Here is a 23,864-nt window from a genome sequence, read left to right on the forward strand (position 1 = left end):
ATGACAGTATATTTTCGGAAAGGGGGATTTATTTCACTTGTTACACCAGGATTGTCAACTCCGATTACATTTTCACGATTATTTTCCCGCGAACATGCCTGCCTTGGAGTGCTTTTAGCCCCTCCACTAAGCTTTCACGCTCAATTACATTCGATATTAAAGTGTTAAGCTTGTTTTCTTGGACCAGTTCCATTAACTTCTCTGCCATAAAAGCGAGATTTCTGATTGCCCTCTCGTCCTTACTAGCATGAGCCGCGCCTAATGCTACCTCATGGATGGATGGGGATAAGGAAAATGGTTTTACATTAGATAAATCTGGTGCTCCTGCAATGTATGCGAGATGCCCGGAGAATGCTAGACGATTTACATCCTCCGTCGCTACTTCGCGCCCAACAGTATTTAAAATCAGGTCCGCACCTCTCCCATTTGTTTCTGCCAAAATACGTTCTGTTACATCTTCTTTGTGATAATCTATGGCTACATCTGCTCCTAAATTTTTTACCCATTCGTGGTTTTCACTTGAGGCTGTTGTAAACACATGTAAGCCTTGGAGCTTTGCTAGTTGAATGGCAAAGCCACCAACTCCTCCAGCACCAGCATGAATTAAAATATTTTGTTTATGCGTGGTATTTAACTTTTGTACTACCGCTTCATATGCCGTCATTCCTGCGCAAAGGATGGCCGCAGCATCTTCAAGGGATACACCATCTGGAATGAGGGCTGTTGCTCTAGCGTCAACCGCAGCAAACTCCGCGAATGCACCTTTTTGGGAAAGGTTTGTATGAACGGCTACGCGATCTCCAGCCTTAAAGTCTACTACGTCCTGCCCGATTTCAACCACTTCTCCTGCAAGGTCCACTCCAACGATATGTGGATAGGACCAGGCAGGATTTCCATTGATCGCAACCTTATAATCAACAGGGTTTAAAGCAACAGCCTTTACTTTTACAAGTAGTTCTCCCGCTTCTGGCATCGGTGTATCGATTTCTCCCCAAACAAGATTATCTAAGCTTCCTGCTTTTGTTAGTAGCCATGCATTCATTTTTTTCATCTCCAAAAAATTAATATGCTCCCTCAGAATAGGTTAATTCATAAGAATGAGAGTAAATTTCGACTAAATTCCCAAATGGGTCCTCGCAATATACCATGCGGAACGGCTTATCACCTGGGTAATATTCGCGAATTGGCATACGTTGTTTTCCGCCATGCTCGACAATTTTCTTTGCTAGACCCTCTATGTCAGAGTCTTGGACACAATAATGAAAGATTCCTGTCTTCCAGTATTCAAAATTGTTTTTCGGTTTTTCATTGTTTGGAAACTCAAACAGCTCGACGCCTATTTTGTCACCTGTAGATAAATGGGCGATTCGGAACTTACCCCAGCCCTCACCAAACACATCTGTACACATCACACCAATTGGAGAATCATCCTCCACCACTTCTGCTGGTTCCATGATTACATACCAGCCCATTACTTCTGTGTAAAACTTGACTGCATCTTCTAAATTTGGAACAGATAAACCAATATGTGAAAAAGTTCGTGGATATCGCATAAAAAATTCCTCCTAATACTTTTTATTTGCTACTAGTGTTAGGGTAAAATAATATTATTATGAATGGAAGTACGTACTTTTAAGTAACTACAAAAGGGGCGATGTTTCACGTGAAACCGACAAATTTCCCGGTAAACCGGGCGTTAGACGTAATTGGTGGTAAGTGGCGACCTCAAGTATATTGCGCGCTTGAAAATGGACCAAAGCGATTTTCTGAATTAGAAAGAGAAATTCCAGAGATAAATCGGAAAGTTTTAACAGATCAGTTACGGGATTTAGAACAGCTAGGCATGGTGAAACGAACAGAATACCCTGGAAAAACATTGCATGTTGAGTATGAGCTTACAGAAGCCGCCATGACCCTGCAACCAACCATGAAATCCTTATGCAAATGGGGAACAGAAAGCTGTTCGGATGAGCAATAAAAAGACTGTCAGAGAAAATAATTCTGACAGTCTTTCTTCTTTCTTACCCGACGTCCCTACTCCAGAAGCGATGAGCTGCTACTGCTTCTGAGAATTTTGGCACAAAGCCTTCAGTAGTGTCTTCCGTGATCACTCCTGCTGCACCTTGCAGTTCAAGGTTCTCCAGCCACTGCACGCCATCATGCGTAGCTCCAATTGGCTTATAGTGGTCAAAGGCTTCTTGTACAAAGTAAGTGGTTTCCCTGTCAAACTTTTTATCGGTTGCCTTTCCTCCAACCACATAGAGCGCATCAAAAAGTACCGAATCACAGGTTAAAAAGGTGTGGTCGACTTCCAATTCCATCCCACCAATACCCGTTACTGTTCCAAGCTTGGAGCTAATTAGCTCAGGTTGCAGTCCTTCTGCTTTTAGCCCTTCTAAAATCGGGGAAACTTCCTTACAGTTATACTCGTTGGCAATAATCACGCCAACCTTCCTTGTCGCTGCTAATTTATTCGTATTTTCCTGACTGAGTGCTGGAGAAGATTTAGTCACGTTGGAAGCTTGCACATTCGGTGTGGTTGCACCGATAGCCTCTGCTACTTCCTGGGCTAGATCTAAGCTGACATTTGCAAACATATCGACTACCTGCTGTTGAACGGATTTACTCTTTACCTTTCCTAACTCAAAGCTAAAGGCAGATTTGATATGTTCTTTTTCAGGCTGGCTCATGCTATTCCAGAACAAGGTTGCCTGAGAGAAATGGTCCTTAAAGCTGTCACTACGGCTTCTCACCTTTCTCCCTTCCACTTTTTCCTGGTAGTGAACATAGCCGCCCTCCTCTTCACTAGCAGGTGCGGGGGTGTTAGAAGCTAATGAGTTCTTATGATAGCTAACAGGCCCCTTGTTTATCGTTTGCCGGCCATAGCCATCACGTTGGTTGTTGTGGAAAGGACAAACAGGTCTGTTAATTGGCAGTTCGTGAAAATTAGGACCACCAAGACGAATTAATTGTGTGTCTGTATAGGAAAATAACCGGCCCTGAAGTAGCGGGTCATTGGAGAAATCAATGCCCGGCACGACATGCCCTGGGTGGAATGCAACTTGTTCTGTTTCTGCAAACACATTGTCCACATTGCGGTTCAAGGTCAATTTCCCAATGACTTTCACAGGAATGTCCTCTTCCGGCCATAGCTTTGTTGGATCTAAAATATCGAAATCGAATGCGAACTCGTCCTCTTCTGCTAAAAGCTGTACGCCAAGCTCGTATTCCGGATAATCACCATTGTCAATCGACTCCCAAAGGTCTCGGCGATGAAAATCGGGGTCTTTTCCGTTAATTTTTTGGGCCTCGTCCCAGACAAGAGAGTGGGTGCCGAGCACAGGTTTCCAGTGGAATTTCACAAAGTGAGCCTTGCCTTCCTTATTGACGAAACGGAAGGTGTGGACACCAAAGCCCTCCATCATTCTGAAGCTGCGGGGGATTGCCCGGTCAGACATCGTCCACATCACCATATGTGCAGATTCCTGATTGTTAGCGACAAAATCCCAAAACGTATCATGTGCCGACGCCGCTTGTGGCATCTCATTATGTGGCTCTGGTTTAAGGGCATGTACAAGGTCTGGGAACTTAATCGAATCCTGAATGAAGAATACAGGAATGTTGTTTCCGACAAGGTCATAGTTCCCTTCTTCTGTGTAAAATTTCGTGGCAAAACCGCGGGCATCTCGGACCGTTTCCGCAGACCCCCTAGACCCGGCAACCGTGGAAAAGCGTACAAAAACAGGTGTTTTAACGGCAGGGTCCTGCAGAAAACCTGCTTTTGTATACTCTGCCATTGATTCGTAAAGTTCAAATTCGCCATGTGCGGCAAAGCCTCTTGCATGAACAACTCGCTCTGGTATCCGCTCATGATCAAAGTGAGTCATTTTTTCTCTAAAGTGGAAATCCTCCATGAGTGTGGGTCCACGGTCTCCAGCCTTTAGGGAAAATTCGTCCTCTGAGACCTTGACTCCTTGGTTGGTGGTCATCGTTTTGTTTTCGTCGTCTGTACGGTACTGTTCTAGTTGCTCGTGCTTGCTTTGCTCATTCACTTTTTTACTCAATTCGCCATTCCACTCCTTTATGAGGTTATGTAATGCTTCTTGGAAAAAATAGCTACCTGTTTAGAGTACCCCATGTAGAGGAAGGGAAAACAAGAAAATTGGGGTTTTTTGGTACGAGAGGGAAAAGGGGGATATTGTCCTATATAGGGGGTTGTCCAGGTACGGTATTTCCAAAGTTTTGCGCTTTTGCTCGAAAGGTTGCCCCTTTATCTCGCAAGCTTCCTCCGTTACCTCCAAACCTTTTTAAAAATGCATCAAAGGTTCCCATTTATCTAGAAAGCTCACGCGAACTAACCGTGATTGGTAGCTAGGGGTAACTTTTGCCTTCAATAAAAAAAGCCGCCCCCATAAAGAGGACGACCAAAAGATTATTTACCCTTCGCAAGTGCGCGCACAGCCTTCGGAAAATGTCCGTTGCTGGCTTGAATAGCCTCCTCCGCCTCCCGAACACTAACTCCGTACAAAATCATTAAGATGGCCACTCGTGTGTCCCCATTGGCCTTGAGGTTCATTTTTCGAGCAGTATCTTCATCTGCGCCTGTTATATCGCAAATAATAGAGATTGAACGGTTGCGAAGCTTTTCATTCGTAGCCTGGACGTTGACCATCAGGTTCTGATACACCTTCCCTAGTTTGATCATCACCGCGGTCGTAATCATATTAAGCACCATTTTTTGTGCGGTGCCTGCCTTAAGCCTTGTGGAGCCTGTTACCACTTCCGGACCGACTGGCACTTCAATTGGAAAGTCAGACAACTGGCATAATTCAGAGCCGGTATTGCATGAGATTCCCACTGTCGGAATTCCAAGAGACTTCGCCTTTTTTATTGCTCCTAAAACATAAGGTGTTCTGCCGCTTGAAGCGATACCAACCAAAACGTCCTGGCTCGTCAGCTGCCCAACCACCGCGTCCTCTCCAGCCTTCTCATCATCCTCGGCGTTTTCAATCGGATAGCGGATGGCTTGCTCTCCGCCTGCAATCAGTCCGTTCACAAGAGAGCCTGGCACTCCGAACGTTGGCGGGCATTCTGAGGCGTCTAACACGCCGAGCCTACCGCTTGTGCCTGCACCGATGTAAAAGAGCCTGCCACCCCCTTCTAGCGCTTTGGTGATGCGATCAATGGCTGCAGCAATTTGAGGAAGAGCTTTCTCTACCACAGAGGCAACTTTTTTATCTTCTTGGTTCATAACCTGGATGATTTCCATGGTGGAGAAATCATGAAGGTTTTCAGAGTGTTGATTTTTCATTTCTGTTAAGTACGTTGGATTCAGTTCGTTCATTTCCAACCTCCTTTCCTGATAAGCCCACAGTTTATTTCACAGCCCCTGCTGTCAGGCCGTCCATAAATTGTTTAGATGCGACGAAGAACAAGATAATCATAGGAAGGGAGGATAGCGTTAAGCCTGCAAATAGTGTCCCCCAGTCCGCGGAATATTCTCCAAAGAGAGAAAGCATTCCAACGGGGATTGTCTTTTTCAAGTCATCTGTAATAAATATTAGCGGAAAGAAAAAGTCATTCCATGAGCTGATAAAGTTGATAATCATGACAGTACCAAGCGCTGGTCTGATGAGAGGCAACAGGACGCTCCACAGTATGCGGAGATCTGTTGCACCATCCATGCGTGCCGCTTCCTCGAGCTCCACTGGCATCGTTCGGAAAAAGCCTGTCAAAATAAGAATCGATAACGGGATACCCTGCGCGGTGTACATGAAAATTAGTGACCATAAAGAATTTAATAATCCTAAATCTTTCATCAAAATAAATAACGGAACAATTCCCAACTTGATTGGAATCATCATGCCCATCAGGAAAAAGAAGAAGAGCAGATTGTTCCACCAAAATGTATATCTTGCAATATAAAATGCCGCAAGTGACGTCGTGATAAGGATAAGAAGCACAGAAATCACACTGACAATGACGCTATTATAAAAATAGGTCATAAAAGGCACTTCCTCCATCAGCCTGCGGTACGTATCAAGGCTAAAACTTTTCGGAAGAGACAGTGGATTCATAAAAATTTCTGCGCTCGGCTTAAACGATGACAGCACCATTAAGACGATCGGATACAAGCTGATGGTGGCAAATACAAAGGCAATCGTGTAGTAAAGCGGTCTTGTCCATATTGTCTGTTTCACCTTCAATCACCTACATTTCCACTTGTTTTTTCTGCATCAGTTTAAGTAGTAGTGCTGTACATGTTGCGATAAAGAGGAACAACACAACAGCAAGTGCGGACCCAAGTCCTACTGCGGTAGAGTCCCCTGCCCCGCCTCCAAAGGCAAGACGATAGAAAAATACAGCCAGGGTATCTGTGGAGAAATATGGCTCTCCTTGTGACCCTTGCATGGCATATACCAGTTCAAACGCCTCAAAGGACTGAATAAACGTCAATACAGTCATAATCATGATTGACGGTACCATTAGCGGTAAAATAATTTTTGTGAGCATTTTTGGCCCGTTTGCTCCGTCTAGTGTGGCCGCCTCCATTAGCTCTTTCGGAATGTTCTGTAAGCCTGCAAGGAAAATCAACATCGCAAAGCCAATCCCAAACCAACAGTTTACGAGAATAATAGCCATGAGCGCGGTGTCCGGATCGCCTAGCCATGCTTTTTGGAGATCTTCGAGGCCAAATTTCCCTAGCAACACATTTAATGCCCCAAAATTCGGGTTCAAAATCAGCTTCCACAGAAAGCCTACGACAATGACAGACAGTAGCCTTGGCAAAAAATAAGCAATCTTGAGGAACTCTGCCCCCTTGATTTTTTTATAAATAATAAACGCCAGTAGGAAGGCAATGCCATTTTGAACAATCATTTGGACCACAAAATAAAGAAGGTTGTGCTGCGCAGCATTCCAAAACCTGTCGCTAAATGGCTGGAGGGTAAACAGGTCCACAAAGTTTTGCAGACCAATAAACGCACCCCTGCTGATGCCGTTCCAGTCGTAAAAGCTATAGGACAAGGCTGCAACAAGGGGATAAACAATGAAAATACTAAAAATTAGCAGGGCGGGAATCGGGAAAAGATGGATCCCCCATCTTTTCCAATTCCTAGTTTTCTTCTCTTTCACTATGGGTGTGCTAGTTTCAATCTGCATATTTCCCGCCACCTTGGTAATTTATTATTTAAACGGCTCAAACCAGCTTTCTGCACTTTCTTGTACTTTTTCCACCACGCCATCTACCGTTTGGTCGCCGATGTACATGCCTTGTAATTCTGTTTCAATGGTCACCTTTGTTGTTGGGTTCCCACCAGCAAAATGAACAAGCATCATGTACGGAGTAGAATATTGGTTTACTGCCTCACTTAAGCTATTCACCAGCTCATCGTCCGATTGTACTTCTGGATTGGCACTGATCATTTTGAACTCTTTCGTAAACAGGTCTCCAAACTCTTTTGTTGTTAAGAACTCTAAGAATTTCTTTGCTTCTTCCTTATGCTCAGAGTTCGCATTGATACCAAAAGAACCATCTACCCATGAAGTAATCGTAGGGTCGCCACCTGTTGCGGACGGCATTGGGAAGAAACCAAAATCAAGGTCAGGATTCATGCCACGGACCACTTCAATTTCCCAGCTTCCAAGCGGGAACATTGCTGCTTGGCCCGTAAAGAATAGGGTACGAATATCTTCCATGCCAAGTCCTTCAGAATTTTTCGGGAAGTATTTCTTCAAGTCTTCCATAGCTTGCACAGATTTCTTGAACTCTGGGCTTGTGAAATCCGTTTCGCCTTTAGAAATTTTATCTACAAAAGCATTCCCACCCCAGTGAGCTGGACCGAAAATACCATGTGTTAGAGAAAGCAACCAGCCTTCTTTCGTTCCTAATGCAATTGGAGTTACGCCTTCATCTAATAATTTTTCATTAATCGCGATGAACTCATCCCACGTTTTTGGCTCTTCAATACCATGCTCTTCAAAAATTGCTTTGTTGTAAAATACTTGCGTAGTACTTAGGTTTAAAGGTACGCCATATTGTTTCCCATCTGCACTTTGAGATGCCTTTAGGGTAGATTCTGGGAAGTTATCCAATCCGTTTAGACCATCGATTGGCTCAATATAGCCTGCTTTTGCAAGCTCAAGACCTGGTGCATATGGACGAAGGTGGATGATGTCCGGACCTTCCTCTGCTTGCAAAGAGGTATTTAAAATGGTGTTATACTCCGTATTTTTAGACGGCTTAAATTCAACTTTAATATCAGGGTGCTTTTCGTTAAACGCTGCAATAACCTTCTTATAATTCTCCGTGTCCTCTGTACGCCAGCTTCCAATCGTAAGCGTAACTTCATCCCCATCACTATTGTTTCCGCCTGTATCGTTGGAACAAGCAGAAGAAACGACCAACATAATCGCCATCAAACTAAGCAACCAAACTTTACTTAACCCCTTCACTGTACATCCCCCTTGTTATCATTAATAAATTTATGACATCTCCCCTGTAGTAGCGGAGTAAATCAACGAATGTAATTTCTTGCGGATGGTACGAATTTTTAAGGAGCGCCCGTAATGAACGCTATTGGTTAAAAAAACAACCACCAGTTCATCCTGCGGCGACATCCAGATACTTGTGCCGGTAAAGCCGGTGTGGCCGAAAGAACCAACAGGCCAATGCGCTCCGCATGATAGCGGGTCCCCTTCCCCATTCCAAACCTCAAAGCCAAGCCCTCTGTTCCCTTGAACATGCTGGGTTGCCTTGCGCATCCAGGCAGCAGGAATGACGCTCTGCTCCTCCGGATATAAAAAATGATGAGCAAATGTGGAGATGTCTTGTGCGGTTGAAAACAATCCAGCACTGCCACTCACCCCTCCAAGTTGGAAGGCTTTTTCATCATGTACCTCGCCTTGAATAAAGCTAGATTGATATTTTTCAGTAGAGGCAGCAAGCGCTTTCAAATTTTCTGGTAGATGGAAATGGGAATTTTTCAGTCCCCATGGAGTAAAAATGCGCTGCTCTACAAAAGCATCCAACCTCTCCCCACTTGCCTTTTCAATAATTTTTCCTAGTAGAATCATGCCAAGATCGCTGTAGGCAACTTGGCTTCCAGGCTTGTGTGCGAGCTCTTGCATGTAGATACCTTCCAGCACATCCCGCTGAGAACCTCTGTCCTTAAAAGGTAAATCAGGGGAAAGCCCAGACCTATGAGTAAGCAGATGCCCAATTGTGATGCCATCATGGCGAAAGTCTGGTAGAAAATGCTTTACCTGTGCCTCTAAACTAAGGGCGCCCTCAGCCATCAAATATAAGCTAGCAGGCAGGGTTGCCACTACCTTTGTCAGAGAAGCCACATCAAAAAGTGTATCTTTCGTTATCTGATAGTTTTTTAGATTTGCTCCTGTAAAACTTCCTATTGCCTCATAGAATATGGGCTGCTTTTTTTGAAGGACAAAGAGTACACCACCAGGGATGTCTCGGTCTGCGACAAGCTTTTGAAGGTATTCCTTATACATTTTGTTTAGAAGCCCCCACTGCCTTGCGCGTTTTGTCCAAGGCTTTTATATTTCGTTCCTGGTCAAGCTTCATTACGCCGAAAAATAACACATCGATCACATTTAGCTGCGCAATTCGGGAGCTCGTGGCACCGCTTCGGACATTGCGCTCTAAGCTTGTTGTATGAAGCTTCACGTCCGCAAGGGAAGAGGTTGGATTTGTTCCACTTCTTGTCAACGTAATCACTTTTGCGCCATTCTCCTTTGCAACCTTTAACGAATCGATAATATCCTTCGTTTGACCGCTATAGGATATGCCAAATGCCACATCTGCTCTCGAGAGATTTGCCGCAATCGTCACCTGTGTATCCTTGTCATAAGCTGCCTCACACCATCTGTTAATTCGCGTAAGCTTTTGCTTAAAGTCCATGGCGACTAACCCAGATGCTCCAATCCCATATACCGCAATGACTCTTGCTTTAGAGAGGAGGTCAATCGCCTTTTGCAGCTCCTCGCCATCTAACACATCGACCGTGTTTTCAATCGCCTGGATGTTGTTTCGGGAAACAGACTGAATCATCGACGCGATAGAATCGTCTCTTGGAATATCCTCATAGCCCTCAAGTTTTTTCTCGGCTTTGGATTTCGCAAGATCATAAGCAATTTTTAGCTTCAGCTCTTTAAAGCCTCTGCATTTTAACGAACGAGAAAGCCGGATGATCGTCGCTTCACTCACCTCTGCTCGTTCTGCAAGCTTTTGGATGGAGATATTCATGACTTCATCTGGATTTCTAAGGATAAACTCCGCTACCTTCCGTTCGGTCGGCTTAAACGTATGTAAGCTCTCCTGAATGAAAACCAATTCACTATTCATCGCATTTCCTCATTTTCAGATATTTCTTACTTCTATTCTATAAAATAAAGTTTCATAAATCAATGTAATTTTTGTAGTTTTATTTCACGTTTTTTCTGCATAATTTTCAAAGGAGTCATTACACCAATAAATAAAGCAAAAAAAGAACCCAGCTCCAAAATGAACTGAGTTTTAAATCGTATATCTTGGTAGAGGATTATTCAATAATCGCTCCTATTTAGTGGAATAACAATTTATTTTTTATCTCTAATTTCTTCGAGTATTTCTATTACACGATTGTTTTGTTTTTCTATGCTTTTTAACCTTTTTTCAATTATGCTTGAAGAAAAAAACACAATTAGTACTATAGCTATTCCAACTATTAATTCCATTTCAATTCCCCTATCAATATCATTGTTTATCTATGAATTCTTACTTAATACTCCTACGATTCTAACGACATAAAGTTACAAGCTTGTTCAAGTAACCTAGCCTATTCATATGTAAGGAGCAATCAACAGTGCTGCAATCGCTCAAGAGAATGCAGTAAGGGCTTATTATTTTGAACTCTTTATAATCTTAAAAGACAAGCTTGATAAAATAAAAGCCGCTGCTATTAGTAGTGGTGTTACCACAAAAAGTCCTAGTAAGTCAGTTTTATAATTCCAAGGCACAAAAGCGTCCCATAAAACCGCCATTAATTTCCATAACACGGTAAAAATAAATAAAGTAAAAATAAAATATATTACTTTTTCAAAGACTTGTTTCATCTTATTTATTGCTCTCCCCTATAAAATGCTTAGTAGAAACTTATTAATATTGCAAAATCCTTATTCAATAATACTGCCCTATAACGGAATAACGCATATGTTAAATTTTATTTTAACATAAAATCCCACTTATCCTTCTGAATTTCCCTCCTAAATTGAAGGTGTATTGGGGTCTTACCATGCGTATTGTTAAGTTGCAAATAGAGGTGCAAAAACATCGCCTTAGCATACAGATTGATAGGCATTTTTATAGGTAACGGAAACAGTTAAAGAGACAATCCTTTGTTTTGTCACGTTCTTTTAGTTATACAAACTATTCATTTAGGAAATCGTCTATAGCCGCTTTATTTGTTTCTAAGTCTAATTCGAGGACTAATCCCGCATGTTCATATCTTTCATCAGTATAGGTATCGTCCAAAGGGACTCTTAGGGTTTCTATTCTCTTCTGCTCCTCAATCAGAAAAGTCTGTCCCATTGAGAGTAATAGCTTAGTATCGAGGTTTGTTTTAACGTAGGGTGAAATAGTTCCAATCACTTTTGGAAGTTTTACAAGATTATTTATTTCCGAGAATTCACTGCTCAATACTTTGAGGACTTCTTGTTGTCTGCGCACTCTTCCAAAGTCGCTTTCTTCATCTTGCCTGAACCTCACATAGTCTAATAGTTGTTCGCCATTCAATGTACTAAAGCCTGCCGCCAAACTATTATTGATGCCTTTAGACATATCTTTTTCTACGTCAATTTCCACTCCATCTGGAAAAGCTGTATCAACCACTTTAGAGAAGCCGGTGAAGTTGATGATTACATAGTAATGGATATCAATATCAAAATTATGTTGAAGTGTTTCTCTTAAAGTTTCCACTCCTCCATTGGCATAAGCAGCATTTATTTTGTTAAAACCGTGACCTGGAATCTCTACGTAGGAATCCCGCATGATTGAAATTAATTTACTTTTATTCGCTTTTTGATCAAATTGAGCAACCATAATGGTATCAGCCCTCGAATTTTCACCATTTCTCGCGTCAGTACCTAGAAGCAATACATTATATTTTTGGTCGCTACTCACCGCACCGTTAAACTCAATATCGGAGCGAGCTAAAACAGTCTCCCTGATATTGTTATCATAAGCATTTTTATATTGGAAATATCCATAGAGAAACAAGGCTGAAATCATTACAGCTGGAATTAGTAACAGTAAACATATAAATTTTTTCCGTCTTATTACTCTTTTTTGGTTTCTAGAAAAATTGCTCATTGTAATACCCTCACGTCTTATTGTTTTAGACTATTTCTAATTTCGTGTAATTCGTCCTCTTCCAAGGTGTAAAAAAATAATTCGTTTGAAATTTCAGCTTCTAGCATTCTCGCAACCTGGATTGAATCTATCTTTATTTCATCAGGTAAGTTAACTCCCAACAGACTTTTTTCTTTGTCTCTTGCAATTGTTCGCTCTAGTAGATCGCTTAGAACTTGGTAATGCTCCTCTTCGGCCATTTCCAATTCATTCATTGGTGCCTGGTCCCTCTTTAAAAGAGCAGCCAATACCTCTTCTCCATTACCAATGGAATCAATGAAACCAATAAATTCTGATTCTGTTAGCTCCATGTAAAAATCGGGTGGGCTTTGAGTGAAATGATTCTTCAAGGTTTCCTTAGTTCCGTTTGCCCCACCATAGCCATAAGCATGTAAGACTTTATCACTGCTCCTATAATTTCCATCAGCATCATATAAGGGTACTTTTAAACTTTTAGGAACTGATAAAACATTTAAAGATTCCGTATTTGGGCTATACGACAATACAAAAATCAAAGATGTTCGATAATTTTCATTTGAAATAAACAGAAAACCTGTTTGATGTTTTTCACTATTTTCAGCACTTTGTCGATCTTCCTTATTAAAATCAGTAAAAATACTAAAAAACAAAACAGTTGCTACCAAGCCGAATAAAGAGCTTATCAGTATTGGCTTGAGACGGGTAAAAGGAAATTTTTTATCCCTTTTGTTTTTTAAGGTGTTAAATACCTTCTTTCGATCATTAGAATCGAATTTCACTTCATCAAAGCCTTCAAAGATAGATTCCATTTCTTTTTTATCATTATTCATTGATTTCTTTCCTTTCAATGGTCTGTTTCAACCTATCTTTTCCACGCCTAATTCTGGTTTTAACAGTACTAATCGGTAACCCTAGCAGCGTTGATATTTCCTCCATTGTTAGCTCTTCATAATAATATAAGAAAATAATTTCACGATATTTTGGAGGTAAGGAGAAAATCGTACTTTTTACTCTGCCTTTTTCCCAATTCTTTATTGCTACCTCTTCTGGAGATAACGAGCTATTATTGTTGCTGTTGTATAGCTCAAGCAACAAAAACTTTTTATACGACCAGCTTTTAAGATAATCTTTACACTCATTGATGGTTATTCGGTACAACCAGGTTTTTAATGTTGATTCATGCCTGAAAGTTTCTATGGTGGTGTAGCATTTTATAAATGTGTTTTGCACCAAGTCTTTTGCCATGTCCGCGTCTTTAACATAGGAGTATGCTAGTCTCGTCAACTGATCCCCATACTCCACCATGGCTTTCTCCAGTAAAAAATCTCTCTCTTTTTCTTTCACGTTACCTCGCCTCTTTCTCTTTAGAGCAATTGTTGGACGATTGTGCAGGTGAAATTGTTTCAAAAAAAAATAAAAAACGCAAAAATGTGCAGTTGTCACACATTTTTGCGTTTCTTTTGTTAATTTAGTAAGCCGTGTAGGCCGCCAAGCAATGTGAAAATGACGAGATGATCGCCGATTGCGATGAGAAATGCCTTTTTGCTCATTAGTCCAAAAAGCATGTTTTTTAAATACACAAGGGTGATAACCAATCCTACCAGTAGACCAAGAAACAGACCTTCTCCTAATCCAATTGCTCCTGAAGCTCCAATGAGGACATTCATGATGCCAGAGCTTAGGATGGCAACCAGTACGGCTACCATGTATTTAATTGGTCCTTCTGATTGGATGAATTCTTTCTTTTTCCCGAGTACTACCGAGTAGTAAATACCTCCGTATACAGCGTAGAGCACAGCTCCTGCTAAAATTGCTATTAAATTTAAGTCGATGATTTCCATTTTTTATTCCTTTCCTACTTCGGCTCAATAGCCAAAGCAATTGCTTTAATTTTACTTCTAACCTCTAAGCTGCCTTGAACGTTTGTTAGTTCCACCAATTCGATGGGGTTATCAAGATATTTATAGCCACTCCCCGGTAGCCAAAAGCTATAGAGCTCTGAATAGCACTCTATAAGCATTTTTCGATTTTCGTACTCTACCGCTTCCTCAAATTCATAGACCACATGCTTGCCCCCTGCAAAAGTGGAAATATTTTCCCCTTGAATGGCATCCTTGCTAGAAATGGCAAGATGGCATTCATATCTACTTTTTTCTGGAGGAGTAATGTAAGGATTATTCTTCGGAATACCGAATAGCAAAGACGTCTTATCGATAAGTTCATGAGCACTTCCCAAGCGATAGAGATCTTCCCAGACTTCTGGTATTCCTTGAGTGTAGGAGCCAATGCTTTGTCTTTTCACCGTTGTGCACACAGGAAACTCAGTAACCTTTACTTTTTCAAGGTTCAGCCACTGAAACCTATTATACTTTGTAGAATAGGACTTTTCTTGCTGCATATTGCGGTTTAGTTTAGAAATCTTGCTATGATCTGCGTACTCCCTTGGGAAATGCTGAAGATAACCACCTTCTCGCCACTTGCTTGGACTCATTTCAAAGTAGGATTGAAAGGAGGAGGTAAAATAAGAAAGCGAGGAAAATCCACAGATCAAGGCAATTTGCGTGACAGGGATGGAATATTCATAAATGAGTAAATGCGCTGCTTTTTCCATTCGGAGGCGCTTTATGTAGTTGGCAGGTGTTTCTCCAATGGCAGCTTTAAAGATGCGTTGAAAATGATAGGGTGAATAGGTGGAGACGGCTGCGAGTGTTTGTAGGGAAAGTGTGCTTTCTAAATTTTTTTCTATGTAGTCAATCACGATATCAATGGCTTTTTGCTGTTCGACAGTGTGCATGGGGATACTCCTTCACTTTGTTTCTTTTATTATGGCAGGTTTTTAAAGGTTTAGATAATTTTTTGTATGTTTTTTGCAAAATTACCTCTGTTTGGAGTAGAGGTTGAGGGAATGAAAGGTTTGGGCCGGGGAGGAAGGAACGCGATTCAGCGGAAATTTACGTTAATCAGCGAAAAGCGAGATAATTCAGCGATTATTTTGTTATTTTGGCTAAAAGCGAGATAATTCAGCGATTATTTTATTATTCTGGCGAAAATAGAAATAATCTGGCGATAGTTAAATTTCAGAACTCCCCTCCTTTTAAAGATAAAAAAAGAAACCAGAGCTTCCTCTGGTTTCTCCGAGATCTTATATAGACAAATCTCCTATTGAAAAGGAGCATCGTAATATTTCTGAAAGTTTACTTAGAGTGGAGATTTGCACATCAAGTGTTCCAGCTTCAATTGCTGCGATGGTGTCTGCAGGTAGGCCAGTTAGTGCTGCCAGTTGATCTATTTCAATATCCTGTCTTGTTCGTGCATTCTTTAGTTGGTTAGCGATATGTTTCATGTAAATCCTCCTCTGGCTATTGTGTAAGCGATTACATATTATTATATAAGAATTTTCAGAGTATTACAATAGAAAAAATAACAGAACACCAACTAAGATTCCTCTGTATGGTGTTCTGTCAGATTAGGTTGTGTATGGAGACGCTGTTGTTTTTCTCATGAGGCTTCGCTTTCCTATGGACGGCCTTGAGGAGCCTCCTCAGGCTATGCCCTGGGAGGCTCAAGCACGCCGCTCTGTTTCCGACTTTTGGTGCAATCAACAGCTGGTAACTATTTCTCTATTAACACTTACCTAATTACTTTTATATTAGTATCCAGTCCCCTTACCACCTGTGATGATGGCAATGCTGGAGCTTGCGCCGATACGAGTTGCGCCTGCTTCAATTAGCTTGCGGGCCGTATCTAGGTCGCGAACGCATGCGGATGCTTTTACGCCCATGTCTGGTCCTACTGCTTCACGCATTAGTTTGATGTCTTCTGCTGTTGCGCAACCTGGTCCAAAGCCTGTGGATGTTTTAACAAAGTCAGCGCCTGCCATTTTCGCAAGAATACACGCTTTTTTCTTTTCTTCGTTTTCTAAGAAGCCTGTTTCGATGATCACTTTTACTGGTGCGTGGCCTTTTGCAGCGAGAACCACTGCTTCAATGTCTTTTTTCACCGTTTCGAAGTCACCGGATTTTAGCGCGCCGATGTTCATGACCATATCGATTTCCGTTGCGCCACTTGCGATGGCATCTCTTGTTTCGGCCACTTTTACATAGCTGTTTGTTGCACCAAGCGGGAAGCCAACAACGGTTGTGATTCCAACCTTAGAGCCTTTTAGCTCTTGAGCTGCTGTTTGTACCCAAAATGGATTTACGCAAACTGTTGCAAAGTTGTGTTCCTTTGCTTCTTCACAAAGCTTTACAATTTGCTCTTTTGTGCTTTCTGGCTTAAGTAAAGTATGGTCAATCATTCTGGCAACAGATGGTCCTGTCACTAGGCTGCTTGCTGCATTTGTGTAACTTTTTGGTGCGGTTGCTTGTTGTGCGGAAGCTGCGGGCGTTCCTTCTGCAAGCTTTTGTTTATTGGTCAGCTGTTCCATAATCTGATTTGTAATCTGTTCCACCAATGCTTCCATTTGCATTGTGTTCACCTCGCATTATTGTAATCGGTCGACAATCCCGGCAATGACAGCATCAAATGCGCCGTTTGCATCACCTAATATTTCTCTTGCCGAGCCGCCTTCTTCTAAAATAAGCACATAGTCGTCCACCCCGGCATGAAAGCGGTCAAGGGCAATCATGGCATCTCCGCATTTTTCCCCTTTTTCATCTACGGGGACGACCACCATGAGCTTTTTGTTTTGATGTGTCGGTGTTTTGATCGTCGATACGACATTTCCAACGACCTTTGCTAGTTTCATAGGTTAGTTGGAAGGATTTTTTCGATATCAGAATGTGGTCTTGGGATGACGTGTACAGATAAAAATTCACCAACACGTTGCGCTGCGTCAGCTCCTGCTTCTGTTGCTGCTTTCACTGCGCCAACATCTCCACGTACTAAAACAGTGATTAAACCGCCGCCAACTTGTACTTTTCCTACTAGAGATACGTTTGCTGCCTTCATCATTGCGTCTGCTGCTTCAATAGCACCTACTAAACCTTTAGTTTCGATCATGCCTAATGCGTTACTCATTTATATTTCCTCCATTCGTTTTACATTGTAATAGTCGATGATTCCAAGAATTCCTGCATCTGATGGGACGATTTCTCTGTTCTTTAAAGGGAGCGAGGATTCGCGGCTCTTGGCAAGATACACAAGATCCCCTTCTCCTGATTGACCGATGGTATCAATAGCAACAAGTGGTTTACCTTTATCCTGCAGCTGATCGTCTACTGGTTGGACGATTAAAAGCTTTAACCCTTTTAAGTTTTCGTCTTTATGTGTACAGATCATATTGCCAATCACTTTTGCTACAAACATGTTTAAACCTGCTTTCAGCGTTTTATAAAACGACTTTCAATTTCCATTACTTTGGTGACGCGGCGATCGTGTCTGCCGCCTGCAAAATCTGTTTCCAGCCATGTTTTCACCAATTGCTTGGCAAGGCCTTCTCCGATAAATTGACCACCAATCGACAAGACGTTGGCATTGTTATGCTCGCGGCTGTTGATGACTGATGATAAATCCCAGCACACTGCCCCGCGGACACCTGGAATCTTGTTCAGAACCATGCCGCTCCCAACGCCAACACCATCAATCATGATGCCAACATAGTCGGAGTTGGTTGCAACGCATTCGCCGACTAGAAACGCGATGTCTGGGTAGTCAACGGATTCGTTCGCCTTGCAGCCAAAGTCGAGGTACTCATAGCCAAGCTCTGTTAGGTACGTTTTTAACGTTTCCTTTAGCTCGTAGCCACCATGGTCGCTACCAATTGCAACTTTTTTCATTGTTTATTCTCCTTTGGCAAAGGAACTGATTATTTTCTGAAAAGAATCCACCTTCAGGCTGGCGCCGCCGACGAGAACGCCGTCGATGTCAGGCTGCTCAGCGTATTCCTTCGCATTTTTTTCATTCACGGATCCACCGTACAGGATGGATACATTGTCTGCAGTTTGCGGATCAATATGGGTGAGAACGGCCCTGATGTAGCTGTGGATCGCTTGAGCATCCTGAGCTGTTGCCGATTCTCCGGTTCCAATTGCCCAAACTGGTTCATAGGCGAGCACAACATCCGTGAGGCTAATGTCGTCTAATGCACCTAACAGCTGGGTGGTTAGGACTTTTTCGGTTAAGCTTTGCTGTTTATCCGCTAAGGTTTCCCCGATGCAGATAATCGGTATTAACCCTTCCTCTAGTGCGCGTTTCACTTTTTGGTTGATGGTTTGGTCATCTTCCTGAAAATACTGCCGTCTTTCGGAGTGACCAATAAGTGTGTACTTGCAGCCAATATCCTTCAGGAGGCTTCCCGCTATCTCACCCGTGTAGGCACCGCTCGCTTCCTGGTGAACGTTTTGCGCACCGATGTGAAGCGATTTTGCTTGTAGGGTTGACGCTTGGGCGACTGGATAAAGAAGTGGAGCTGGAGGACAAAGGATAACCTCTGCTCCCTCCTCGACCTCAATATCTTGTACAAAGCTCAGGGCTTCCTGAAGATTTTTGTTCATTTTCCAATTGGCCACGACAAGAGGCTTTCTTCCCGTTTGGTTAGTCTGGTGTGAGAAAGAATTGTTCACTGCCTCCTGTACCAATTGTTTGATGTAGTTTTTGATGGAAGAATCCATACGCTACAACCTATTTCGCTACCGGTAAAATTCCGTTTACTTCTGTGTTTGGACGTGGAATCACATGTACAGAGATTAAGTGACCAACGCGACCTGCTGCATCTGCTCCTGCTTCTGTTGCTGCTTTCACTGCGCCAACATCACCGCGAACCATTACTGTTACAAGGCCTCCGCCAACGAACTCTTTTCCTACTAGTGTTACATTTGCAGCTTTCACCATTGCGTCTGCTGCTTCGATTGCTCCGATAAGACCTTTTGTTTCGATCATTCCTAATGCTTCTTGACTCATTTGAATTCCTCCTTGGATATCTTCTGTTTTATTTGATTTTGGTTGTTTCTTTGTTCTTTTTTTAGGGGCTTTCGTTTGTTGGCTTTCTTGAGATACTTGTTCTAATTCGGCCATCTACCTATTCCTCCTAAACAATTCTAAAGCCGTCTACCAGCACACAGCGTCGTTGACGGGTGAAGGTTTTGGCTGAGGTCAAGCCTTCGCCAGTTGGGCCAGCAATGGTGAGGGTGGTAAACCCTTCGCTTTGATAACCTAGTCCAGATACTGACGGACCATTTTTCACAAAAATAGTCGCTTGAATTTCTTTTGCCATTTTTGTGAGATTGCTAATGTTTTGTGAATGCATGATGGCCGTATGACGGTTCCCCTTCTCTGCTTTTACCGCAAGCGAAATGGCCGTATCGACGTCTTTTACCCTGACAATTGGCAGAATTGGCATCAGCATTTCTGTATGAACCAAAGGATGATCTCCTTTTGTTTCTGCAATAATGAGCTTCGTGTTCGCGTCCGCTTTGATACCGGCTGCTTCAAGTAGAACGGAAGCGTTTTTCCCGATAAAATCGCGGTTAGGATAGTGCTTGTCTCCCTTTTTCACTAGCACTTTTTCTAAAAGCTTGTCTAACTGGTAGCCTTTTAGTTCGATGGCACCGTTTTTAGTCATCTCGCTCTTTAGGGAGTTTGCAACACTTTCTACGACAAACACTTCTTTTTCCGCCGTACAAAGCACATTGTTATCAAAGCTTGCGCCTGTGACAATATCCTTCGCGGCTTTTGGAATGATTGCTGTTTCATCGACCACAACCGGTGGGTTACCAGGCCCTGCTGCAATAACTTTTTTGCCTGCTGCCATTGCTGCCTGAACAACAATACCGCCACCAGTAACCACGAGCGCCCTTACCTTTGGATGCTTCATTACCGCGTTAGAGGTCTCAATATTTGGACTCGCAACGGAGGTAAGAACATTCTCTGGTCCACCTGCCGCTACGATTGCGTCATTTAGTAATTGCATCGCACGGATAGACACTCGTTTTGCGCTTGGATGTGGATTGAAAACAACCGCGTTTCCGGCAGCTACAAGTGAAATAGAGTTATTAATGATGGTGGCTGCTGGATTAGTGGATGGCGTAATGGCTCCGTACACACCCATAGGCGAATATTCCACTAAAGTCAATCCACCGTCACCAGAGTATGTGGTTGCGACAATGTCTTCCACACCCGGTGTTTTATCCGCTGCAAGCAGATTTTTGGCAATTTTATCTTCTACTCGGCCAAGACCAGTTTCCTCGACCGCAAGCTTTGCCAGTTCTTCTGCATGCTGACGACTGACGTTCCGCATGTTTTCAATCATTCTCTTTCTTGTTTCAAGTGAGGTTACGCGAAGCTTGTCCCACGCCTCTGTTGCCGCATCAGCCGCTTCGTCCACGGTTTGAAACACACCGTTGCCTAGAGCGATGTCGCTTGGCTGGTGAGCTTGTGTTCCTATTTCTTTTTGTGTCCCATCAAGCTGTGCGAGCACTTCTGCAACCATTTGCTTGATATCACTTTCTTTAATTTGCAAGCTTAACTACCTCCTTTTGAAAAGGTAAGATTTCCTTGAATTTCAATCTGGTCGACAATCCCCACAATGGCAGCATCCACGGGTACTCCCGTAGTTGCTTCTGTTTGGCGAGCAGAGCTTCCGCTGACCACCAGCACCACTTCCCCAATACCAGAACCAACCGTATCAATAGCTACTAAAGGCTTGCCATCCTCTTCGATACTTTTCATATCTAAAGGTGTAACAATCAGCAGTTTTTTCCCGGTTAGCTTTTCTGCTTTCGTTGTGGCAACAATCGAGCCGACCACTTTCGCGATGATCATTAATGCTTGGCCTCCTTTCAAGGAGCATCATGTTTCTTTATGGATCTTAACCTTGAGTTCTCTTGCCATATCCTTTGCAACAGGCGTGATTTTGCTGTTTTTCGGAACGGTAACTTCACTCAATCGCTCTCTACTTGCACTTTCTATATGCTTTGCGAGAATGAGCGGTTGCCTTTCTTTTAGCTGTGAAAGCTCTTCTGTTGCAGTTTTCGTAAGCTGCGTTAACGGTACTAGCTTGACCTTATCCTTTTGAAGCGTCCGGATATAATCTTGGAGCTTTTCCTGAACGGAATAAGGTGCCAACACCTGCTGGTACACCCCAAGCTCCACCTCATCCTTTGCGATAATCACTGGCTTGCCGAGCAGCTGAAATCCAACCGCTGTTTTCACAGCCTTGTCATCATCCATCATTAGGGCAAGCTTTGAAACTAGCCCAAATGACGCGACTGGCAGGATGAGAAGATCAGTTTCTCTCCAGAGCTTTTGCAGCTCGTATTGTGGCATATCTTCGATTGGAAGTGCTTCCTTTTCATTCAAACGCGCGCTCCATTCCTTTGATGCTACGAGCGTTATGTTAAAAGCTTCTTCAATCGAAGTAATCGCTTTCAAAATTTCGTCTGGATTGGAAGCATGATAGGTTAAGAGAATCGTTATTGCTGGTTTGGATGATTGCAGCGATTCCTGATTTGCTTCTAGGTATGCTGCCACCGCCTGTTTCACTAATGTCTTAACTGTCTCCCTTACATCCACAGCTACACCCCCCCATCCTTCGTTGGAGCGCAATAAACCGCTGTCATTTCTCCAAGCTGACCATTGCGAATGTTTGCTGCGTTTGCTTCATCGAGATCGATATGCATTTCGAGCTTATATTTCTCAGAAACTCTGATTAAGGTGTTGGAAAAAGTTATGCCACGCTCGCCTTCGACTTTGATATCGACCATATCCCCATCCTTCACGCCGAAGCGATCTGCGTCCTGTGGGTGCATGTGAATATGACGAGAAGCACAAATCAACCCTTCTTCTAGTTGTAGCTGCCCTCTTGGCCCCTGAATGGTGATGGGTGCCGAGCCTTTTATGTCTCCTGATTGCCTGATAGGGGCTTTTACTCCCAAGGTATAGCCATCAAAAAGAGAGATTTCCACTTGCGTATTCCCTCTTGCAGGACCTAACACCCTGACATGTTGGATTCTGCCTTTTGGCCCAATAAGCGTGACAGTCTCTTTTGCAGCAAATTGGTTAGGCTGGGAAAGATCCTTTTGTTTTTTTAGCTCATAGCCTCTGCCAAAAAGCCTCTCCACATGCTGAGGGGACAGGTGGATATGCCGGTTGGAAACGGCAATCTGCACCTGTTTTTTTGATGCCTGGAGGGTGTTACGCACCACCTCTTGGACCAGCGCCTTGATACTCGCTCGCTCCATCTTTGTTCTCCTCCATTTCCAACAGTGCTTTTGCTGTGTATTGGTCAGTAATTAAAACATTCGCATACTGACCATTTAGAGCACCAAGTATTCCTTCTACTTTCTTGTTTCCACCTGCCACTAGAATGCTATATTCTTTTTCAGCAAGCTGGGAAAGCTCAATCCCAATCGTTCGTGCATTTAAGGATTGATTACTGATATGCCCGTTCATGTCAATAAAACGTGAGCAAATATCAGCCACCGTTTTGTTGTTCTTTAACGTTTCTACATCACTTTCCAGGAAGTAGCCCGCCCGCATGAGCGTGGATTGTTCTCCCACTTCACCGACTGTGTAAACGGCAATGTTCGCTTGTTTGCCAAGCTCGAGAGCCTTGTTGATATGGCGGTCCGCGACAATCGCTTGCTTGACGACAGGATGATCGACCACGGCCGGTACCGGAAGGAAGTGCGGTGTTGTGTGAAAGGCTGCCGCAAGTCCATTGATGATATCAGAGGCGTGCGTGTTCAGCTCCGAGTAACTCACCCCACCATTTAATTGGACAATCTCCACATCCTGCACATTTTTTGGACTTAGCTTTAGGGAGAGCTGATAAAGCGTTGTTCCCCAGGTGATGCCGATTGTATCGCCGTTTTTGACGATGGTGTATAAGTATTCGGCTGCCGCCTCGCCAAGCTTTTCTTTTATATGATTGTCTTCATAAGCAGGAGAGGAAGTGACGACGCAATCTTTTAGGCTGAATTTCTCTTTTAGCTGTAAGGCTAAGCTGGTCATATCTTCGGTTGGGTCGCAAATCTTAATATGTACGACACCATCTTGCTTTGCCTGGTCTAAGAGCCTTGAAACAGTAGGTCGTGATACCCCAAGCTTTTTGGCAATTTCCTGTTGGCTGTAGTTAAACAGATAATACATTTTAGCCACTTCTACTAAACGGGCTATTTTTTCATTTTGCATGCTACTTCACCCGATTTTAAAATTATGTTCACTTGGTTTGTTACGAAAGTGCTTGTTATTATCGGGATTCTTGTTGAATTTTCATAGATAGGCTCTCCTGTAAGCGCTTTACTAAACTTTTGTAAAGTTGTTCGTGAACATATGTTAACTCTATTATAATCCTAGCGAAAATTCTGTCAATAATTTTTATTTTGAATTGTTTTAATTGTGTGGGGATTAGTTGATGTGGCAGGGGTTAAAGGGAGCTATGTTATTTATAAGAAGGGTGGGTTGCTTCGGTTGGGGGCCATTGGTGTTATATGAAGACTATTAAACTAGTTTTCGCTCGCCGTTGTATGGATACGACCTC

Annotated in this window: 30 protein-coding genes; 1 reads left to right on the top strand and 29 read right to left on the bottom strand. The window is 42.9% G+C overall.

Going from position 1 to position 23,864, the window contains the following annotated elements; translation table 11 throughout:
- Positions 1-64 precede the first annotated feature (64 nt).
- Together FIU87_RS20005 and FIU87_RS20010 are read right to left on the bottom strand one after the other, a co-directional pair.
- Positions 65-1,042, bottom strand: a complete 978-nt coding sequence (locus FIU87_RS20005; protein WP_152446212.1) for a zinc-binding dehydrogenase — start codon at positions 1,040-1,042, stop codon at positions 65-67.
- 19 nt (positions 1,043-1,061) lie between these two features.
- Complete coding sequence (locus FIU87_RS20010) at positions 1,062-1,553, bottom strand: lactoylglutathione lyase family protein (protein WP_152446213.1); 492 nt, start codon at positions 1,551-1,553, stop codon at positions 1,062-1,064.
- Between the two features lie 101 nt (positions 1,554-1,654).
- Between FIU87_RS20010 and FIU87_RS20015 the strand changes: the two genes are divergently transcribed.
- Positions 1,655-1,978: a winged helix-turn-helix transcriptional regulator gene (locus tag FIU87_RS20015; RefSeq protein ID WP_172971132.1), complete on the top strand. Its 324-nt coding sequence runs from the start codon at positions 1,655-1,657 to the stop codon at positions 1,976-1,978.
- A 43-nt stretch (positions 1,979-2,021) separates the two neighbouring features.
- On the opposite strand, the gene FIU87_RS20020 is transcribed toward FIU87_RS20015, so the two are convergent.
- The 27 genes from FIU87_RS20020 to FIU87_RS20145 all read right to left on the bottom strand — a co-directional run bounded on the left by FIU87_RS20020 (position 2,022) and on the right by FIU87_RS20145 (position 23,515).
- Positions 2,022-4,064 (bottom strand): catalase, encoded by a 2,043-nt coding sequence (locus FIU87_RS20020; protein WP_152446215.1) that lies wholly within the window; start codon positions 4,062-4,064, stop codon positions 2,022-2,024.
- 368 nt (positions 4,065-4,432) lie between these two features.
- Entirely contained in the window at positions 4,433-5,344 is a 912-nt protein-coding gene (murQ, locus tag FIU87_RS20025) for an N-acetylmuramic acid 6-phosphate etherase (RefSeq protein WP_152446216.1), read from the bottom strand.
- A 31-nt stretch (positions 5,345-5,375) separates the two neighbouring features.
- Positions 5,376-6,200 (bottom strand): carbohydrate ABC transporter permease, encoded by an 825-nt coding sequence (locus tag FIU87_RS20030; protein ID WP_152446217.1) that lies wholly within the window; start codon positions 6,198-6,200, stop codon positions 5,376-5,378.
- 10 nt (positions 6,201-6,210) lie between these two features.
- Positions 6,211-7,161 (bottom strand): carbohydrate ABC transporter permease, encoded by a 951-nt coding sequence (locus FIU87_RS20035; RefSeq protein ID WP_152446218.1) that lies wholly within the window; start codon positions 7,159-7,161, stop codon positions 6,211-6,213.
- A 24-nt stretch (positions 7,162-7,185) separates the two neighbouring features.
- Positions 7,186-8,454, bottom strand: a complete 1,269-nt coding sequence (locus tag FIU87_RS20040; RefSeq protein ID WP_152446219.1) for an ABC transporter substrate-binding protein — start codon at positions 8,452-8,454, stop codon at positions 7,186-7,188.
- Between the two features lie 30 nt (positions 8,455-8,484).
- A complete protein-coding gene (locus tag FIU87_RS20045) occupies positions 8,485-9,510 on the bottom strand; it encodes a serine hydrolase domain-containing protein (protein WP_152446220.1) in 1,026 nt (341 codons plus the stop codon).
- Entirely contained in the window at positions 9,503-10,363 is an 861-nt protein-coding gene (locus FIU87_RS20050) for a MurR/RpiR family transcriptional regulator (RefSeq protein WP_152446221.1), read from the bottom strand. Before FIU87_RS20050 ends, FIU87_RS20045 begins: the two co-directional genes overlap by 8 nt.
- Positions 10,364-10,596: 233 nt before the next feature.
- Positions 10,597-10,734: a hypothetical protein gene (locus FIU87_RS21160; protein ID WP_172971133.1), complete on the bottom strand. Its 138-nt coding sequence runs from the start codon at positions 10,732-10,734 to the stop codon at positions 10,597-10,599.
- 165 nt (positions 10,735-10,899) lie between these two features.
- A complete protein-coding gene (locus FIU87_RS20055; protein WP_152446222.1) occupies positions 10,900-11,112 on the bottom strand; it encodes a hypothetical protein in 213 nt (70 codons plus the stop codon).
- A gap of 313 nt (positions 11,113-11,425) precedes the next feature.
- Positions 11,426-12,286, bottom strand: coding sequence for an LCP family protein (locus tag FIU87_RS20060; RefSeq protein ID WP_253905474.1), 861 nt, complete (start codon positions 12,284-12,286; stop codon positions 11,426-11,428).
- Between the two features lie 98 nt (positions 12,287-12,384).
- Positions 12,385-13,215, bottom strand: coding sequence for an LCP family glycopolymer transferase (locus FIU87_RS20065; RefSeq protein WP_152446224.1), 831 nt, complete (start codon positions 13,213-13,215; stop codon positions 12,385-12,387).
- Positions 13,208-13,729, bottom strand: coding sequence for a sigma-70 family RNA polymerase sigma factor (locus FIU87_RS20070; RefSeq protein ID WP_152446225.1), 522 nt, complete (start codon positions 13,727-13,729; stop codon positions 13,208-13,210). The genes FIU87_RS20065 and FIU87_RS20070 overlap by 8 nt, the downstream gene beginning before the upstream one ends.
- A 119-nt stretch (positions 13,730-13,848) precedes the next feature.
- Positions 13,849-14,226 (bottom strand): DUF1761 family protein, encoded by a 378-nt coding sequence (locus tag FIU87_RS20075; protein ID WP_152446226.1) that lies wholly within the window; start codon positions 14,224-14,226, stop codon positions 13,849-13,851.
- A gap of 14 nt (positions 14,227-14,240) precedes the next feature.
- Positions 14,241-15,179 (bottom strand): AraC family transcriptional regulator, encoded by a 939-nt coding sequence (locus FIU87_RS20080; protein WP_152446227.1) that lies wholly within the window; start codon positions 15,177-15,179, stop codon positions 14,241-14,243.
- A gap of 348 nt (positions 15,180-15,527) precedes the next feature.
- Positions 15,528-15,728, bottom strand: coding sequence for a helix-turn-helix domain-containing protein (locus FIU87_RS20085; protein WP_152446228.1), 201 nt, complete (start codon positions 15,726-15,728; stop codon positions 15,528-15,530).
- Between the two features lie 306 nt (positions 15,729-16,034).
- A complete protein-coding gene (gene deoC, locus FIU87_RS20090) occupies positions 16,035-16,682 on the bottom strand; it encodes a deoxyribose-phosphate aldolase (RefSeq protein ID WP_152446679.1) in 648 nt (215 codons plus the stop codon).
- Positions 16,683-16,868: 186 nt separating this feature from the next.
- Entirely contained in the window at positions 16,869-17,132 is a 264-nt protein-coding gene (locus FIU87_RS20095; protein ID WP_152446229.1) for a EutN/CcmL family microcompartment protein, read from the bottom strand.
- Positions 17,129-17,404, bottom strand: coding sequence for a BMC domain-containing protein (locus FIU87_RS20100; RefSeq protein ID WP_152446230.1), 276 nt, complete (start codon positions 17,402-17,404; stop codon positions 17,129-17,131). Before FIU87_RS20100 ends, FIU87_RS20095 begins: the two co-directional genes overlap by 4 nt.
- Positions 17,405-17,692 carry a EutN/CcmL family microcompartment protein gene (locus tag FIU87_RS20105; RefSeq protein WP_152446231.1) on the bottom strand — a complete coding sequence of 96 codons (288 nt, stop codon included), beginning with the start codon at positions 17,690-17,692 and terminating at the stop codon, positions 17,405-17,407.
- Positions 17,693-17,706: 14 nt separating this feature from the next.
- Positions 17,707-18,162, bottom strand: coding sequence for an RpiB/LacA/LacB family sugar-phosphate isomerase (locus FIU87_RS20110; protein WP_152446232.1), 456 nt, complete (start codon positions 18,160-18,162; stop codon positions 17,707-17,709).
- A 3-nt stretch (positions 18,163-18,165) separates the two neighbouring features.
- A complete protein-coding gene (gene tpiA / locus FIU87_RS20115) occupies positions 18,166-18,996 on the bottom strand; it encodes a triose-phosphate isomerase (protein ID WP_152446233.1) in 831 nt (276 codons plus the stop codon).
- Between the two features lie 10 nt (positions 18,997-19,006).
- Complete coding sequence (locus tag FIU87_RS20120) at positions 19,007-19,285, bottom strand: BMC domain-containing protein (protein WP_152446680.1); 279 nt, start codon at positions 19,283-19,285, stop codon at positions 19,007-19,009.
- Between the two features lie 127 nt (positions 19,286-19,412).
- A complete protein-coding gene (locus FIU87_RS20125) occupies positions 19,413-20,843 on the bottom strand; it encodes an aldehyde dehydrogenase family protein (RefSeq protein WP_152446234.1) in 1,431 nt (476 codons plus the stop codon).
- 2 nt (positions 20,844-20,845) lie between these two features.
- Positions 20,846-21,145, bottom strand: a complete 300-nt coding sequence (locus tag FIU87_RS20130; protein WP_152446235.1) for a EutN/CcmL family microcompartment protein — start codon at positions 21,143-21,145, stop codon at positions 20,846-20,848.
- 27 nt (positions 21,146-21,172) lie between these two features.
- Positions 21,173-21,895: a hypothetical protein gene (locus FIU87_RS20135; RefSeq protein ID WP_152446236.1), complete on the bottom strand. Its 723-nt coding sequence runs from the start codon at positions 21,893-21,895 to the stop codon at positions 21,173-21,175.
- 2 nt (positions 21,896-21,897) lie between these two features.
- Positions 21,898-22,563, bottom strand: coding sequence for a phosphate propanoyltransferase (locus FIU87_RS20140; protein ID WP_152446237.1), 666 nt, complete (start codon positions 22,561-22,563; stop codon positions 21,898-21,900).
- Complete coding sequence (locus FIU87_RS20145) at positions 22,517-23,515, bottom strand: DNA-binding transcriptional repressor DeoR (RefSeq protein ID WP_152446238.1); 999 nt, start codon at positions 23,513-23,515, stop codon at positions 22,517-22,519. Before FIU87_RS20145 ends, FIU87_RS20140 begins: the two co-directional genes overlap by 47 nt.
- Positions 23,516-23,864: the final 349 nt, after the last annotated feature.

The sequence above is a fragment of the Bacillus sp. THAF10 genome (assembly GCF_009363695.1).
In the GTDB taxonomy this organism is placed as follows: Bacteria; Bacillota; Bacilli; order Bacillales; family Bacillaceae_I; genus Sutcliffiella_A.